The following is a 15,316-nucleotide window of genomic DNA, read 5'->3' as shown; positions in this document are numbered from 1 at the left end:
CGAGTGGGGGAACGACCGTTTTCTTAGCTTGATTTAATCTGATTTAGTTTCAAACTTTCAATTGCTTGTGCGAATTGAGTTATAATCCAACTCGGAGCCACTATTCTCTTACATTCCAGTGAGTAGGCGCAGCCCCACCGATGCGGTGAGCGCGGCGGTGCCCCAGCGTATCCAGCGTTGCGGCAAGTATTTGAGCGCCAGCAGGCTGCCGATCTGCCCCCCGATCGCTACCGCAACCAGCAGCGGCAGGCCGATATCGACGGCAGCGGCAAAGCGGCCCTCCCCGCCCTTGAGCACCTGGCCCGCCAGCCCGAACAGCGAATTGACGAGAATGAACAGGCTGGCCGTCGCGGCCACGGCACGCGCCGAATTCCAGCGCGCAAGGTGCAGCAGCGGGGCCAAGAAGATGCCGCCACCGATGCCCACGATGCCCGCAAGGTAGCCGAGCGGCGCAGCCGCGAGCGGCATGAATCTCGCCCAGCGAGCCGGCTCCCCGTCGCCGCCCGCCACAGGCAGCAGCATGGTCAGCGCGGTCAGCAGCAGGGCAGCGCCCAGCAGGGCCAGGAATGCGCTTTCGCCGATCGGGGTGAGCCCGCCGAGGAAGGCAGCAGGCGCGGCAATGGTGGTCAGCAGCAGCGCGCCGCGCCAGGGCGTGACGCCTGCCCGCGCGAAACGGACAGTGCTGCCCGCCACGACCACGATATTGCAGGCCAGCGCGATCAGCGGGAGGATGCGGTAGTCTACGCCGGAAAGGGCCATCAGGGCATTGTAGGTAGACCCGCCGCCAAACCCCACGCTGGCGTAGAGCAAGGCCACGATCAGGAATGGAAGGGCGAGCGCGGCCATGGCCCTGCCTAGACCGCTTCACCGCTGCAGGCTAGCATCGCGCGTCGAGGGGCAGGATCACATGAAAAGCAGCGATATCGTACTGGACGAAGGGCTGGTTCGCGCAGGCCCCGCAGAAGCGCGCAAGCTCGGCGATATTACTGCGGACGGATTTAGGAACGATCCCTTCAACTACTGGCTGTTCGGCAATTTCGCGGGCATCAGCCACCTGTTTCACCTGCAGGCACGGCGCATCTACGCCCCCCGCGGCTATTGCTACACTCACGGCGATGAGGGCGCATGCATGTGGATGCTGCCGGGCGGCGACGCGAGCTTCAGCACAGCGGATTACGCAGCTTTTGCCCTGCCCACTCTGTTCAAATGCGGACCGGGCGCGGTGCGGCGCGGCATCATGACGGGCGAGGCAATGGACAAGGTCCACCCCGATTTCGAGCACGCCTATTTATTCAGCATTGCCGTTCGCCCCGGCGCGCAAGGCAAGGGGCTCGGACGCAGGCTTATCGCGCCCGTGCTCGCGGCCTGCGACCGCTTGGGAGTTCCGGCGTACCTTGAGAATTCGAACCCGGCCAATGCGGGGTTCTACGGCTCGCTCGGCTTCGTGGTCTGCGGAGAAATCAGGCCGACGCCCGATGCCCCGCCGCTGGTGCCGATGGTGCGTGAGCCGCGCAGCGCCTGAACGCCGCGCGGCCCATTACCTGACGATCAGGCCTGCGCTCCGACCGAGCCGTGACAGTGCTTGTACTTGCTGCCCGAACCGCAAGGGCACGGAGCATTGCGGCTGATTTCCATGCCGGCGAAGGGATTGTCAGCACGGGCAGCACCGCCCGGGCTTGCGGCAGCACGCGGGCTACCGGCAAGCGATCCGAACAGGTCTTCGCGTTCTGCCGAACCGTCGCCGTCGTTCGAATTGTCGTCCCCCGTCAGCGGGTCGATATGGCCCGTGAGGAAGTCCGGCAGTTCGGGCAGGTCAACCTGCGGTAGCGGGGCCGGTTCTGCCAGTTCGATCCGCAACAGCTTCGCCGTCACATCCTCGCGCAGCTTGTCGAGCATGCGCTCGAACAGGGCGAAGGCTTCCTGCTTGTACTCGTTGATCGGCTGCTTCTGCGCATGGGCGCGCAGCCACACGACCTGCCGCAGCGCATCGAGCGTGGAGAGGTGTTCCTTCCACTGGTGATCGAGTTCCTGCAGCAGCAGGCTCTTCTCGATCCGGCGCCACAGGCCGGCATCGGCCTTGCCGATCTTGGCTTCCATGCGCGCATCGGCTTCGGCCGCGATCCGTTCCTCGATCAGTTCCGGCTCGATCTGGTCTTCCTGCAGCCATTCCTCGTACGGGAAGGTCATGCCGAAGACTTCCTCGACGCGTTCCTTCAGGCCTTCGATGTTCCACTGTTCCGGATAGGAACCCGGCGGGCAGTTTTCCGACACGATGGCGTTCACGGCGTCGCGGCGCATGTCGATGACGACATCGTCCACCGCTTCGCTGTCCATGATTTCCGCGCGCTGTTCGTAGATGACCTTGCGCTGGTCGTTCATCACGTCGTCGTACTGCACGACCTGCTTGCGGATTTCGTAGTTGCGAGCCTCGACCTTCTTTTGCGCGGTCTCGATGGCCTTCGACAGCCACTTCGAACCGATGGCTTCGCCATCTTCGAGGTTCGAATTCATCATCTTGGCGAATAGCGTGTCCGGACCGAAGATGCGCAGCAGATCGTCCTCTAGGCAGAGGTAGAAGCGCGACAGGCCGGGGTCACCCTGGCGGCCCGAACGACCGCGCAACTGGTTATCGATACGGCGGCTTTCATGGCGTTCCGTGCCGAGCACGAACAGGCCGCCCGCGTCGAGCACGCGCTGCTTTTCCGCGGCCACTTCGGCCTTGATCTTGGCGATGGCCGCATCACGCTCCGGCCCGTCGGGCATGTCGCGCAATTCGTCCTCGATGCGGAACTCGACGTTACCGCCCAGCTGGATGTCGGTACCGCGACCGGCCATGTTGGTGGCGATGGTGACGGCGCCGATACGGCCCGCCTGCGCCACGATATGCGCCTCGCGCTCGTGCTGGCGGGCGTTGAGCACCTCGTGGGTCACGCCTTCCTTGTCGAGGAAGCTGGAGAGCAACTCGCTCTTCTCGATCGATACCGTGCCGACGAGGACCGGCTGGCCGGTCTCGTTCTTTTCCTTGATCGCCTTGGCGATGGCTTTGAACTTGTCCTGCGTGTTCTTGTAGAACTCGTCTTCCTCGTCGACGCGCTGGACGGGCACGTTGGTCGGGATCTCGACCACGTTCATCTTGTAGATGTCCCAGAATTCCGCGGCCTCGGTCGCGGCGGTGCCGGTCATGCCCGACAGCTTGGGATACATGCGGAAGTAGTTCTGGAAAGTGATCGAGGCGAGCGTCTGGTTCTCCGGCTCGATCTTCACGCCTTCCTTGGCCTCGACCGCCTGGTGCAGGCCGTTCGACCAGCGGCGGCCGTCCATCATGCGGCCGGTGAATTCATCGATGATGACGACCTTGTCGTCCTTCACGATGTAGTCCGTGTCCTTCTTGAACATGATGTTGGCCTTGAGGGCTTGGTCGAGGTGATGGACGACCTGGGTGTTCTCGACGTCATAGAGATTGTCGGTCTCGAGCAAGCCCGCGTCCTTGAGCTTCTGCTCGATGGCGTCGGTGCCCTCTTCGGTCCAGGTGATGTTCTTGGTCTTCTCGTCGGCCTCGTACCACTCGGGCTCGAGGTTCTTCACGATCGCGTCGACGGCGACGTAAAGCTCGGACTTGTCCTCGGTCGGGCCGGAGATGATCAGCGGGGTGCGCGCCTCGTCGATCAGGATCGAGTCCACTTCGTCGACGATCGCGAAGTTGAAGGGACGCTGCACCATCTGGCCGCGCTCGTGCTTCATGTTGTCGCGCAGGTAATCGAAGCCGAATTCGTTGTTCGTACCGTAGGTGATGTCCGCACCATAGGCATCGCGGCGCTCGAACTCGTTGAGGTTCGGGACGATCACGCCGATCGTCAGGCCGAGGAACTGGTGCAGGCGACCCATCCATTCCGCGTCGCGGCGGGCGAGGTAGTCGTTCACGGTGACGACGTGGACGCCCTTGCCCTCGATGGCGTTGAGGTAGGTGGCGAGCGTCGCCACCAGCGTCTTGCCCTCGCCCGTGCGCATTTCGGCGATTTCGCCGCGGTGGAGCACGATGCCGCCGATCATCTGGACGTCGAAGTGGCGCATGCCCAGCACGCGAACCGATGCCTCGCGCACGGTGGCGAAGGCTTCGGGCAGGATGTCGTCTAGCGTCTGGCCATCGGCCAGCATGGCGCGGAACTTGTCGGTCTGGGCGCGCAGTTCATCGTCGGAGAACGCCTGGAGCTGCGGCTCGAGCGCATTGATCTGGTTGACGATCTTGCTGATCGACTTGACGTAACGGTCGTTGGACGAGCCGAACAGGGACTTGGTGATGGTCTTGAACATGGTGGGGCAACAGCCTCGGATACAAATGATGGAGTGCGGGCGTCGATCGGACGCGCCAATGTAAGGAAAATGCCCGCGCACGCAGGTGGTGCCGGGCAGGAAACCGTCAGGTCTGGAAAAACGCTATTCGAAAGCGCGGTCGGGGCCGAACATCACTGTCGGGATGTAGATCACGACCGGCTGCTGCGGCTTGCAGGGCGTCAGCTTGTCGGTACGCGACTTCTGCTTGCGCTGCCGTTCCGCGCATTGCGACTGCGCGTCCTTGGCATCGTCCTGGTCGGCACGCTGTTCCACACCGACGCCGACCGATCCTTCGAATGCCTGCGCAGGCGCGCCGAGCGCGGCAAGGCCGGTCAGGAGCGCAAGAAAGGCGAGGAAACGGGCGATCATCGTGCGACTAAGATAAGTGCTGATCGTCATGCCGTCCACCCCGCTGTCGGATTTACCCGCGAGGAGAATTGCCTGCCGAATATGAAACTTTCTTGAACGTGCCGGGATCAGTCATCGACCGGCAGGCGCTCGATCCTGTGGGTCATGCGATAGCGCCGCGTCTCCAGCTTGCCGTCTTCGGCGCGCGGGGGCTCGAAAGTCGGTGCGACTTCGCAGGGATCCTTTTCCGCATCCTGGGGCGCTCCGGTCACCTTGCATTCGCTTACCGAGCCGTCGCGAGCAATCACGAATTCCATGACGATATCGGTCTCGACGGGCAGCTGCGTCGCGCTCGGCAGGGTAAACCGGACCGCCTGTTCATACAGCGATGCGATCGGCACACCCTTGTCGTCGCGGGCCGGTTTGAACCGCGCGCGTTCCATCAGTTTCTCGCACGCCGTGCGGTCGAGTTCGGAGACTCCGCTGCTGGTGACGATTTCGCACCGGCTTACCCGGCCCGTTGCCTCGATCGTCAGGTTCGTGACCACGCGGCCCTTGGTACCCGCCCGTGCTGCCCAGCTCGGATAATCGTCCGTCGTCACCCATGTCCCCGGGTTCGAGGCAGGTTCGGCCTTTTCGGCCGGGTCCTCGACCACCTCGCGTTTGGTCGGGTTCAGTTCCACGACCTGCGCCGCCAGCGGCGGAGCGAAGGCGAGCGAAATCAATGCGATCGGATATTTCATTGCGTCCCCCCAAGGCGGGCGCCGTCCGGATCGGTCGGGCCTGCTTGCGTCGCGTTACGCGATAAAGGGCGATAGAACTTGACGCAACCGGCCATCCCAATAAGCCGCACCGGATGGACCTGACCCCTTCCCCGCTCGCCAAGCCCTTCCCCGCCATGCCCGCCATCGACGGTGCGGTGCTGCGGGTGGCTCGCGCGCGCTACAAGGATTGGGACCGTGCGGACCTGACCTTTGCCGAACTGGCCGAAGGCACCAGCGTCGCCGGCGTATTTACGAAGAGCGCCTGCGCCTCGAGCGAGGTGGAACTGGGCCGGAAAAACGTGACCAACGGCCATGCACGCGCGCTGGTGGTCAATGCCGGAAATTCCAATGCCTTTACCGGATATCGCGGGCAGGAAGCGGTGGTGCAGATCATGGAGCAGGTGGCCGAAGCGCTCGGCTGCCCGGCAGAACAGGTCTTCGTGTCCTCGACCGGCGTGATCGGCGTTCCCCTGCCCAAAGACAAGGCCCGCGCAGGCGTGGCCGCCGCCCTCGAAGCGCAGCCGTGCAGCTGGGAAGAGGCGGCGAGCGCCATCGGCACAACCGACACCTTCACCAAGGGCGCGCACGTTTCGGCGCTGATCGGGGCAACGCGGGTCGATCTGTGCGGCATCATCAAGGGCAGCGGCATGATCGCGCCCGACATGGCGACCATGCTCGGCTACGTCTTTACCGATGCGGCGGTGGAGCCCGCCTTCCTCCAGCAAATGCTTTCGCGCGCGAACAGCGAGACGTTTTCCTGCATCACGGTGGATGGCGACACGTCGACCAGCGACACGGTGATGCTCTTCGCTACGGGCAAGGCAGGCAATCCGGTCATTTCCGGCTGGGAAAGCGCCGGCGCGGACGCCTTCTATGCCGCGCTCCTCGAAGTGTGCCGCGAGCTCGCACAGCTTGTCGTTCGTGACGGTGAAGGCGCGCAGAAATTCATCGAGATCGCGGTGACCGGCGCAACCGATGATGCGAGCGCGCGCAAGATCGCCATGTCGATCGCCAACTCGCCGCTCGTGAAGACCGCGATTGCCGGCGGCGATGCCAATTGGGGGCGCGTGGTCATGGCGGTGGGCAAGGCAGGCGAACCTGCCGACCGCGACCGCCTCTCCATCGGTTTCGGCGGGACCTGGGCCGCGCGCGATGGGCAGCCCCTGCCCGATTACGACGAGGCTCCGGTTGCGCGCCACCTCGAAGGGCAGGACATCCGCATCGACGTCGACCTCGGGCTTGGCAAAGGCCGTTCGACCGTGTGGACCTGCGACCTGACGCACGGCTACATCGACATCAACGCGGACTACCGTTCTTGAGCGCGCTCGACACCGAGATACTCGCATTGATGCGGACCGTGTCGGAAACGGCGATCCTGCCGCGCTTTCGCAATCTTTCGGCGGGCGAGGTCGAGGACAAGGGCGGCAACGATCCCGTCACCATCGCCGACCGCGAATCCGAAAAGCTCCTGCGCGAAGGCCTCACGCGCATTGATGGCACGCTCGCCTTCGTCGGCGAGGAAGCGGCGCATGAAGACCCCTCGGTGCTAGACCGGCTCGACCGGCCTTGCTGGATTGTCGATCCGGTGGACGGGACGCGCAATTTCGCCAACGGCCACGGCCCGTTCGGCGTCCTCGTCGCCCGCGCGGAAGGCGGGTTCACCCAGTCCGGCTGGATTTACGACTGCCTGACGGGCCGGTTCTGCTCCGCCCATCGCGGCAAGGGTGCCCTCGTCGATGGCGAGCGCGTCACCGCCAAGGGCACCGGACGCACGCCGCCGGTTGCGGCAATCTCGCTCGTCTACATGGAGGAAGCCCGCCGCGAGGCCACGAAGCAGCATATCGAGCCGGCCTACGCCCTCGTCGACATCCCCTATTGCGCTGCCGAGCAGTATCCGCGGCTGGCGCTTGGCGAAAACGACGTGTCGATCTTCGAACGCACGCTCGCGTGGGACCACGCCGCCGGTGTGTTGTGGCTGGAGGAAGCCGGCGGCAAGGCGGCCCGGCCTGACGGGTCCCCCTACCGCGTCGACGAACACGGGCGCACGGGCCTTTTGGGTGCCTCCAGTCCCGCACTGTGGGATGAATTGGCGGCGCTTTATGCGCATTTATGACGGAATTCCGACACGCCTGCGCATCGGGTGGCAACGCGAAACCCTTTCCAATAGCGCACGCTCGCTTTACGCTGACCGGTAGGCCACCAGAGGAAACGCAGTGACGTTAGGCAATGCCCCCAGTTCCGGCCCCGAGGCCGAAACCGGTGATTCCCATGCGGACACCCCGCAGGAGCCGATGGCGCTGGACGAGCGCTACACCAATCGCGAACTGTCCTGGCTGAGCTTCAACCGCCGTGTTTTGGCGGAAAGCGAAAACGCGCGCTACCCGCTGCTCGAACGCCTTCGCTTCCTGTCGATTTCCGGAAGCAATCTCGACGAATTCACCATGGTCCGCATCGCCGGCCTCGAAGGGCAGGTGCATCGCGGTATCGAAACGCCGGGTATCGACGGGCTGAGCCCGCGCCAGCAACTCGACGCGATCCGCGAGCAAGTGCTCCAGCTGGAACACCGCCAGCAGGACAGCCTCGACGAACTGCGCGGCCTGCTGGCCGACGAAGGCATACTGATCGCGCTGGTTGAACAGCTCGACAAGCAGCAGCAGGACTGGCTTGAAGACTATTTCACCACCGACATCCTGCCGCTGATCACGCCGCAGGCGATCGATCCTTCGCACCCCTTCCCCTTCGTCGCCAGCGGCGGGATGGGCGTGCTGTTCCGCCTCAAGCGGGGCCGCCGCAAGGGTGAACTGGTCGAGATGGTCCTCATTCCCAGCGGTGCGCCGCGCTTCGTGCGTGTGCCCGGCGAAAAGGCAATCTACGTCGCTATCGAACAGCTGGTGACCCGGTTCGCCAGCCAGCTTTTCCCGGGCTTCAAGATCCTTGGCGACGGCATTTTCCGCGTCCTGCGGGACAGCGATATCGAGGTCGAGGACGAGGCCGAAGACCTCGTGCGCTATTTCCGCACCGCCATCCAGCGGCGCCGCCGGGGCCGTGCGGTCCTGCTCGAGCTGGACGACGAATGCGACGCCTCTGCAGAAGCCCTGCTGCGCGAACAGTTCGACGTCGACGCGGCGATGATCGTGAAGACGGGCGGCATGCTGGGCCTGTCCGACCTGTCGGCGATCTGCAACGAGCCGCGGCCCGACCTCAAGTTCACCCCCTTCTCGCCCCGCTATCCCGAGCGCGTGCTGGCCCATGACGGCGATGTCTTCACCGCTATCCGCGAGAAGGACATGGTTATCCACCACCCTTACGAAAGCTTCGAAGTGGTGGTCGATTTCCTGCACCAGGCGGCGGTCGACCCGCAGGTCGTCTCGATCAAGCAGACACTCTACCGCGCAGGGGACCAGTCGCCGGTGATCGCCGCGCTGGTTGAAGCGGCGCAAAACGGCAAGGCCGTCACCGCCGTGGTCGAGCTAAAGGCCCGCTTCGACGAGGAACGCAACATCCGCTGGGCGAACGAGCTCGAACGTGCGGGCGTGCAGGTGATCTACGGCTTCACCGAATGGAAGACCCACGCCAAGGTTAGCCTGGTCGTGCGCCGCGAGGAAGACGGCTACCGCACCTACTGCCATTTCGGCACGGGCAATTACCACCCGGTCAATGCGCGCATCTACACCGACCTCAGCTATTTCACCGCCGATGCGGCTTTGGGGCGCGACGCGGCCAAGATGTTCAACTTCATCACCGGCTACATTGAACCGGAGGCCCTGGAGAAGATCGCCATCTCGCCCATCGGCCTGCGCGAGAAACTGTACGAGCTGATCGACGTCGAGATCGCCAATGCACGCGCGGGCAAGCCGTCGGGCATCTGGGTGAAGCTCAATTCCATCACCAACCAGGCAATGATCGACAAGCTTTACGAAGCGAGCATGGCGGGCGTCGAAATCCGGATGGTGGTGCGCGGCATCTGTTCCTTGAGGCCCGGCATCCCCGGTCTCAGCGAAAACATCAGCGTAAAATCGATCATCGGGCGCTTTCTCGAACATGGTCGCATGTGGGCCTTTGCCAATGGCAAAGCGCTTCCGAGCCGGCAGGCCAAGGTCTTCATCACCAGCGCCGATGCCATGAGCCGCAATCTCGACCGGCGCGTGGAAGTGCTCGTTCCCGTGACCAACAAGACGGTCCACGACCAGATGCTGGGACAGGTCATGCTGGCCAATATCCTCGACACCGAACAGAGCTGGCGCCTAGGTCCCGACGGGCAGTACCTGCGCATGCGCAAGGGCGAAGGCGGCTTCAACTGCCACGAATATTTCATGTCGAACCCTTCGCTCTCGGGGCGCGGCTCCGCTCTCCAGCGGCATGAAGTCCCGCGCCTCACGCTGAGCGGAGCGAAGCGATGACCTCCGTCAAATCGCGCAGCGCCAAGTGGCAGCGCCGCCTGATCCATCCGCCCCGTGCCGTCATCGACATCGGTTCGAACACCGTCCGCCTCGTGCTCTACGAAGGCACGGCCCGTTCGCCGGAAACCGTGTGGAACGAGAAAGTCGCCGCACGCCTCGGCCGCGATCTGTCGGAAACAGGCCGCATTCCCGAAGAGGCCATGGACGAGGCGCTCGCCGCGCTTGCCCGTTACGCCCTGATTATCCGTGACCGCGGCATCGACGATGTGCAGACGGTCGCGACAGCCGCCGCGCGCGATGCCGAGAACGGCGGGGAATTTCTCGACCGGGTCGCTGCGCTTGGGCTGTCCCCGCGCCTGCTGTCGGGCGAGGAGGAAGCCTGCGCTTCCGCTTTCGGTGCCATCGGCGCCTTTCCCGGTGCGAAAGGCATGATCGCCGACCTTGGAGGCGGCAGTCTCGAGCTCGTCTCCATCGGCGATGGCGAATGCCACGATGCGGTCAGCCTGCCATTCGGGACCTTGCGCCTGCCCGCACAGCGAGCTGCGGCCGGCGATTTCGAGCAGCAGGTTCACGACACGCTTTCCGGCGTCGGCTGGGCTTCGGGCCACGAAGGTCCGCTCTACATGATCGGCGGCACCTGGCGCGCGCTGGCGCATTACGCGATGCGCGAATGCGACTATCCGCTGACCGACCCCCACGGGTTCTGCCTGACGATGGATGAGGCGCATGATCTAGCTGGAAGGCTGGTCGATGCCGACCCCGAAAAGCTGATGGAGATTTCCGGCATATCGCCGATGCGTGCCGGATACCTTCCCGATGCGGCCGCCTTGCTGAAACCCTTGCTGGCCGAATTGAAGCCGGAGAGCCTCGTCTTCTCGAGCTGGGGCATCCGCGAAGGCCTGCTGTTTTCGCAGCTCAACGACCTTACCCGGTCGCTCGACCCGCTGCTGGCAGGCGTCCACGCCTTTGCCGAGCCGCGCGATGCGCCGATCGTCGATGCGACCCGCATCGCGGGCTGGACGGTCGACCTCGCCAGCGGGGGCGGCAAGCGCAACGAGCGCCTTCGCCTCGCAGCAGCGCAGCTCGCCCTCGCCCTCCAGCGCGTGGAGCCCAACCTACGGTCCAACCATGCGACCGAATGGGCACTCGACAAGCGCTGGATCGACTGCACACCGCGCGACCGAGCGATGATCTGCGCTGCGCTTCTCGGCAGCCTCGGCGCGACGGAAGTTCCGAACCGCCTGCGCCGCCTCGCAAGTGACGAGGATTTGCGTGAAGGCCTTACCTGGGGGCTCGGCTACCGGCTGGCCCGCCGCTTGGGCGCAGGCGCAAGGATTGCCCTCGCCTCCAGCAGGTTGCGGCTCAAGAAAAAGTCACTGGTCCTCTACATGGACGAAAGCCGGGCCGCGCTTGCCACATGGCCGCTGACCAAGGATCTGGAAGTCCTCGCCGATTGGCTGGGCCGCAAGCCCAAGATCAAGATCGGCCAGTTCGATTTCTCCAACGAACTGGAAGAAGAAGAGGAAGAGGACTGACCTTCAGCCGGCGGTCGCGGGTGCGGCCAGCGGGAAGAAGGGGATGCGGACCTCGAAGGGCGACCCGTCCTCGCGAACGAAGGTGTAGAAACCTTCCATCGAGCCATAAGGCGTTTCGAGCGGGCAACCCGACACGTAATCATGGCTTGCACCAGGTGCGAGCGCCGGCTGTTCGCCGACGACCCCTTCGCCATCGACATGGGCGACCATGCCGCGCGCATCGGTAATCCGCCAATGACGGGTCTTGAGCTGCACCTTCTCGTGCGAACCGTTCTCGATGCGGATGTGATAGACCCAGAACCACTTGTCGGCATCGGGCTGCGACTGTTCGGGAAGGAAATTCACGGCAACCCGGACGGTAATCCCGTCGGTCGTGGCGGCGTGCTGAAAAAGCTCCTTGATCACATGTACCAAATTAGGAATTCGGCTGCCGACGACAAGACCGCGATGGTGCCGGAACCCCACTTATCCGCCGTTTTCAGTCCGGATCGGGAGGATTATGCTTCTCGAGAAAAGCTATCATGGCCTCCAGCAGCCTGGTTTCCTCCTCCGGGTCACTGATCGAATGGCCATCTGCAATCAGCAGCGATTCCAGCGTGATCCCCGATTTTTCGGCCGTCTCGAGCAGATCGTCGAACTGCGATTGCGGCACGACGCGGTCCGTCTTCCCCTGCGCCACGAAGAGCGGCCGGCGAAGTTCCCCGATGCGATCGGTCACGGATATGGTCGACAGGTCGAAATCGACGTCGCCCGTGACCCGCGGCTCCCATTTCCGGAAGGCTCGTCGCCCCTTGCTGCCGCGTCCGAAATAGTTGCGATCGTATTTGAGCATGTCCTCCCAATCGGCGACCCCGGCAAAACTTGCCCCGCAGCGCCAGCGATCCGGGTTGCGGATCAACCCCCACATGGCTGCGTAGCCGCCGTAACTTGCCCCCACGATGCAGGCCTTGGCAGGATCGACGATGCCTTGCGCCACAGCCCAGTCCAGCGTGTCGTCGAGATCGTCCTGCATCGCGCGTCCGATCTGGCCGTCGCCCAAGCGCTCGAACGCTTCCCCATATCCGCCGGAACCCCGGAAATTCGGCCGCAGGACTGCGTATCCGCGCGATGCGAACAGCTGCGTCCAATCGTCGTAGATGGCGGAATCGCGAATGCCGAAGGGGCCGCCATGGGGCATGACGATGGCCGGCAGGTTGCGCGCCTCGCGTCCCTTCGGAAGGGCGAGGAAAGCTCTCAGGACAGTTCCGTCGCGCGCACGCACGTCGTGTGCGGTCATGGGCAGCAATTGGCGCTCGTCTATCTCCGGGCGAAGGTTGGCGAAGAGGTCGAGCCGGCCCTCACCGGGAGTGAAGATGTAAAGCGCACCCGGATCGTTCGATCCGGACTGCATCACCAGCATGCGGTTGGACGGCGTGATATCGATGATTTCGACGCGACTACCCGGAAGGGCCTTCGACAAGGCGTCGTGATAGGCTTTCATGGCCGGGTCCAGCCAGTCGATCTGCGGGCCGTCGTCTGTGTAAATCACGCCGAGCGGGCCTTCGCCGCGCCTCATCAGGACCTTTTCGAGACCCCAGCGCGGGTTTTCCCAAACCGTTTCCCCCAGCGTGCCGGTCGAATAATCGATTTCCTTGAGGACGCCCCGGCCATCGGGGCCATCGACCATCGCATAGCCGGTGTCGGTCCCTGCATAGATGCCCATTACATCCCAGGCATCGATTGCCGTCTCGTCGGCCAGCTTGACCTTCGTGACCTTGGTAAAATCGGAAGCGGCATCCGGGCGGTAATAAACCTTTACCGAACCTCCGCTGGTGAAATTCATGCCGAGCCGGACCGTGCCCTGATCGTCCGCCCACCAGGCGTCGACGTCCTTCTGCGATTTGTGCACCCGTTCCGCGCCGTCCTCGCCGCTTCCGTCGAGGGGAAACCGCCAGACTTCAGGGTTGCGGTACACACTGCGGCTAACCGACAGGAGAATGTGTTCGCCGGCTGGATCGACATGAAGGATGTCGTCACCCGACAGGCCCTGCCGGTCGAACCCGATATAGCGGATTTCGTGCGCTTCCATGTCATAGGCCATCAGCCGCGTTACCGGCAGGAAGAACAGCCCGGCGGCATAGGTGTTCACCGAGATGAGGATACGATTGTCGCCGGCCCAGCGGAACCAGCCGAACTCGTTTCCACTGCCAAGGTCGACTGTAGCGAGCTGCTGGCGCGTGGAGGCATCGTGGACCGACAGGATCGTCTTGTCGTCCTGCCAGGTCACGAATGCGAAACGCGCACCGCTTTCCGAAAGTCTCGCGACACCAAGATTGCTGCGCCCGGCAAAGGCGGAAACCGGGATGTCACGCGGCGTCCTTGCCAGTTGCCGAGAGACATCTTCCTGCCCCTCTGCCGGCACTTCCTGTGCTCCCAGTGGAAGCGGGACAAGCGCTGCGCATAGCGCTGCAAAGATTGGAAAACGCACCTGCGACCCCCTGGCGATATATTCCCAAGGGCACAATATTGCGCCGCGCCGCAAAGACAAGTTCGCGTCCCCAAAATACCTCGCAAATCAACTTTGCGGCGATTTCTACGGTTAATATCGATTTACTGCGGTTTGCGACTTTCTCTTAGCCAGGGAGGCATAGTTTCCATTCTCGGAGAAATTCAAGCCGAGGGGCAACGCAATGGGCAGGCGTATCGGAACATTCCTGCAGCGTCTGAAGAAGGACACGACCGGCAACCTGCTGTTGATGGCAGGCGCCGGGATCACTGCGCTCGTCGGGGCCGCGGGGATCAGCGTGGACACGGTCCAGTGGTATCTCTGGAAACGGCAGATGCAGCAGGCCGTCGATACCGGCGCAGTGGCCGGGGCTATCGCCATGTCCTTCGGGCGCGATCACAACACCGCAGTCACCAGCGAGGTCGGACGCACGGCCAACACTGCCCATACGATCGAGCTGGTTTCCACGCCGCCGACCAGCGGTGCCTGGACAGGCGACAGCGGGGCGATCGAGGTCGTCGCGACAACCAGCCGTGCCCTGCCGTTCTCGTCGGTCTTCCTGTCTACGCCTCCCACCATCCGGACCCGCGCCGTCGCCACCGCCGTCGCAATCGGCAATCCATGTGTCCGCGCGCTGGCTACGTCCGGTACCGGCATCGATGTATTCGGCAGCGCGCAGGTCAATCTGGGCTGCCCGGTTTCGTCCAATTCTCCGGGCGGCGTCTCGGTCGACCTCGGCGGTTCGAGCTTCCTCAATACCGACCTCGTCATGAGCGTCGGCGGGATCGACTACGGAGCGGGCAATTTGCCGTCCAACGCCTCGCTCGTCTCCTATGGCCTTCCGGTCGAGGATCCGCTGGCAAGCCGCAACCTGACCTGGTCGCCGACCTGTAACCTCAACAACGTCAACGTTACTCCCAGCCAGACGCGTACGCTGGACCCGTGCCGCTACAACAACGGGCTGCGCATCCAGGGCACGGTGTACCTGCGCCCGGGCCTTTACGTGATCAATGGCGGTTCGTTGACCATCAACTCGGGTGCAGAGGTCTTCATGGCGCCCGGTACGACCGGCGGCGTCACTTTCATCCTCACGGGCAACAACCCTTCGCAGGTCGCAACCCTGTCGGTGAACGGCAGCGCGGAGATAGACATCCGCGCGCCAACCATGGCGGAAAACCCGCTGTGGGGCGGCATCCTGTTCTACCAGGACCGCATCGCGTCGGACAAAAGCAACACGATCAATGGCGGATCGGACATCAACCTGCACGGGGCGATCTATTTCCCGACCAACGACCTGACCTACAACGGGGATTCCTCGCAGACCGCGCAATGCCTGCTGATCGTCACCCAGCGCGTGCGCTTCGGCGGGACGAACAACATCGACAACAATTGTGACCCTGACCTTACGACGATCAACTCGTCCGCGTTCACGATCAGGGTGGTGGAGTAGGC

Annotated in this window: 12 protein-coding genes; 6 read left to right on the top strand and 6 right to left on the bottom strand. The window is 63.7% G+C overall.

Features of this window, described 5'->3' with window-relative positions; genetic code table 11:
* Window positions 1-108: 108 nt before the first annotated feature.
* Window positions 109-846: a sulfite exporter TauE/SafE family protein gene (locus LCL94_RS11305; protein ID WP_224832283.1), complete on the bottom strand. Its 738-nt coding sequence runs from the start codon at window positions 844-846 to the stop codon at window positions 109-111.
* 61 nt (window positions 847-907) lie between these two features.
* Here LCL94_RS11305 and LCL94_RS11300 point away from each other — a divergent pair, with 61 nt between their 5' ends.
* Window positions 908-1,522 (top strand): GNAT family N-acetyltransferase, encoded by a 615-nt coding sequence (locus LCL94_RS11300; RefSeq protein WP_224832282.1) that lies wholly within the window; start codon window positions 908-910, stop codon window positions 1,520-1,522.
* Window positions 1,523-1,548: 26 nt separating this feature from the next.
* Here the strand turns inward: LCL94_RS11300 and secA are convergent, their stop codons facing one another.
* The 3 genes from secA to LCL94_RS11285 all read right to left on the bottom strand — a co-directional run bounded on the left by secA (window position 1,549) and on the right by LCL94_RS11285 (window position 5,423).
* Entirely contained in the window at window positions 1,549-4,311 is a 2,763-nt protein-coding gene (gene secA, locus LCL94_RS11295; protein ID WP_224832281.1) for a preprotein translocase subunit SecA, read from the bottom strand.
* A gap of 123 nt (window positions 4,312-4,434) precedes the next feature.
* Complete coding sequence (locus tag LCL94_RS11290) at window positions 4,435-4,731, bottom strand: hypothetical protein (RefSeq protein ID WP_160606448.1); 297 nt, start codon at window positions 4,729-4,731, stop codon at window positions 4,435-4,437.
* 77 nt (window positions 4,732-4,808) lie between these two features.
* Complete coding sequence (locus LCL94_RS11285) at window positions 4,809-5,423, bottom strand: energy transducer TonB (protein WP_224832280.1); 615 nt, start codon at window positions 5,421-5,423, stop codon at window positions 4,809-4,811.
* 113 nt (window positions 5,424-5,536) lie between these two features.
* Between LCL94_RS11285 and argJ the strand changes: the two genes are divergently transcribed.
* The 4 genes from argJ (at window position 5,537) to LCL94_RS11265 (ending at window position 11,379) form a co-directional block, all read left to right on the top strand.
* Window positions 5,537-6,763, top strand: a complete 1,227-nt coding sequence (gene argJ, locus LCL94_RS11280) for a bifunctional glutamate N-acetyltransferase/amino-acid acetyltransferase ArgJ (protein ID WP_224832279.1) — start codon at window positions 5,537-5,539, stop codon at window positions 6,761-6,763.
* Entirely contained in the window at window positions 6,760-7,557 is a 798-nt protein-coding gene (locus LCL94_RS11275; RefSeq protein ID WP_412070780.1) for an inositol monophosphatase family protein, read from the top strand. Before argJ ends, LCL94_RS11275 begins: the two co-directional genes overlap by 4 nt.
* 100 nt (window positions 7,558-7,657) lie before the next feature.
* Window positions 7,658-9,844 carry an RNA degradosome polyphosphate kinase gene (locus LCL94_RS11270; RefSeq protein ID WP_224832278.1) on the top strand — a complete coding sequence of 729 codons (2,187 nt, stop codon included), beginning with the start codon at window positions 7,658-7,660 and terminating at the stop codon, window positions 9,842-9,844.
* Window positions 9,841-11,379: a Ppx/GppA family phosphatase gene (locus LCL94_RS11265; RefSeq protein ID WP_224832277.1), complete on the top strand. Its 1,539-nt coding sequence runs from the start codon at window positions 9,841-9,843 to the stop codon at window positions 11,377-11,379. The genes LCL94_RS11270 and LCL94_RS11265 overlap by 4 nt, the downstream gene beginning before the upstream one ends.
* 3 nt (window positions 11,380-11,382) lie before the next feature.
* On the opposite strand, the gene apaG is transcribed toward LCL94_RS11265, so the two are convergent.
* Together apaG and LCL94_RS13495 are read right to left on the bottom strand one after the other, a co-directional pair.
* The gene (gene apaG, locus LCL94_RS11260; RefSeq protein ID WP_224832708.1) at window positions 11,383-11,781 is read right to left on the bottom strand and encodes a Co2+/Mg2+ efflux protein ApaG; all 399 of its coding nucleotides are present in this window, start codon (window positions 11,779-11,781) and stop codon (window positions 11,383-11,385) included.
* 76 nt (window positions 11,782-11,857) lie between these two features.
* Complete coding sequence (locus LCL94_RS13495) at window positions 11,858-13,846, bottom strand: alpha/beta hydrolase family protein (RefSeq protein ID WP_224832276.1); 1,989 nt, start codon at window positions 13,844-13,846, stop codon at window positions 11,858-11,860.
* A 202-nt stretch (window positions 13,847-14,048) separates the two neighbouring features.
* On the opposite strand from LCL94_RS13495, the gene LCL94_RS11250 reads away from it, so the two are divergent.
* Window positions 14,049-15,314: a TadE/TadG family type IV pilus assembly protein gene (locus LCL94_RS11250; protein WP_224832275.1), complete on the top strand. Its 1,266-nt coding sequence runs from the start codon at window positions 14,049-14,051 to the stop codon at window positions 15,312-15,314.
* Window positions 15,315-15,316 lie beyond the last annotated feature (2 nt).

Source organism: Qipengyuania gaetbuli, from assembly GCF_020171365.1.
In the GTDB taxonomy this organism is placed as follows: domain Bacteria; phylum Pseudomonadota; class Alphaproteobacteria; order Sphingomonadales; family Sphingomonadaceae; genus Qipengyuania; species Qipengyuania gaetbuli_B.
This window is presented reverse-complemented; position numbering and strand designations above follow the sequence as displayed.

Coding starts and splice junctions, on each gene's coding strand:
- LCL94_RS11305 (WP_224832283.1), bottom strand. CDS start 846: ATGGCCGCGCTCGCCCTTCCATTCCTGATCGTGGCCTTGCTCTACGCC.
- LCL94_RS11300 (WP_224832282.1), top strand. CDS start 908: ATGAAAAGCAGCGATATCGTACTGGACGAAGGGCTGGTTCGCGCAGGC.
- secA (WP_224832281.1), bottom strand. CDS start 4,311: ATGTTCAAGACCATCACCAAGTCCCTGTTCGGCTCGTCCAACGACCGT.
- LCL94_RS11290 (WP_160606448.1), bottom strand. CDS start 4,731: ATGACGATCAGCACTTATCTTAGTCGCACGATGATCGCCCGTTTCCTC.
- LCL94_RS11285 (WP_224832280.1), bottom strand. CDS start 5,423: ATGAAATATCCGATCGCATTGATTTCGCTCGCCTTCGCTCCGCCGCTG.
- argJ (WP_224832279.1), top strand. CDS start 5,537: ATGGACCTGACCCCTTCCCCGCTCGCCAAGCCCTTCCCCGCCATGCCC.
- LCL94_RS11265 (WP_224832277.1), top strand. CDS start 9,841: ATGACCTCCGTCAAATCGCGCAGCGCCAAGTGGCAGCGCCGCCTGATC.
- LCL94_RS11250 (WP_224832275.1), top strand. CDS start 14,049: ATGGGCAGGCGTATCGGAACATTCCTGCAGCGTCTGAAGAAGGACACG.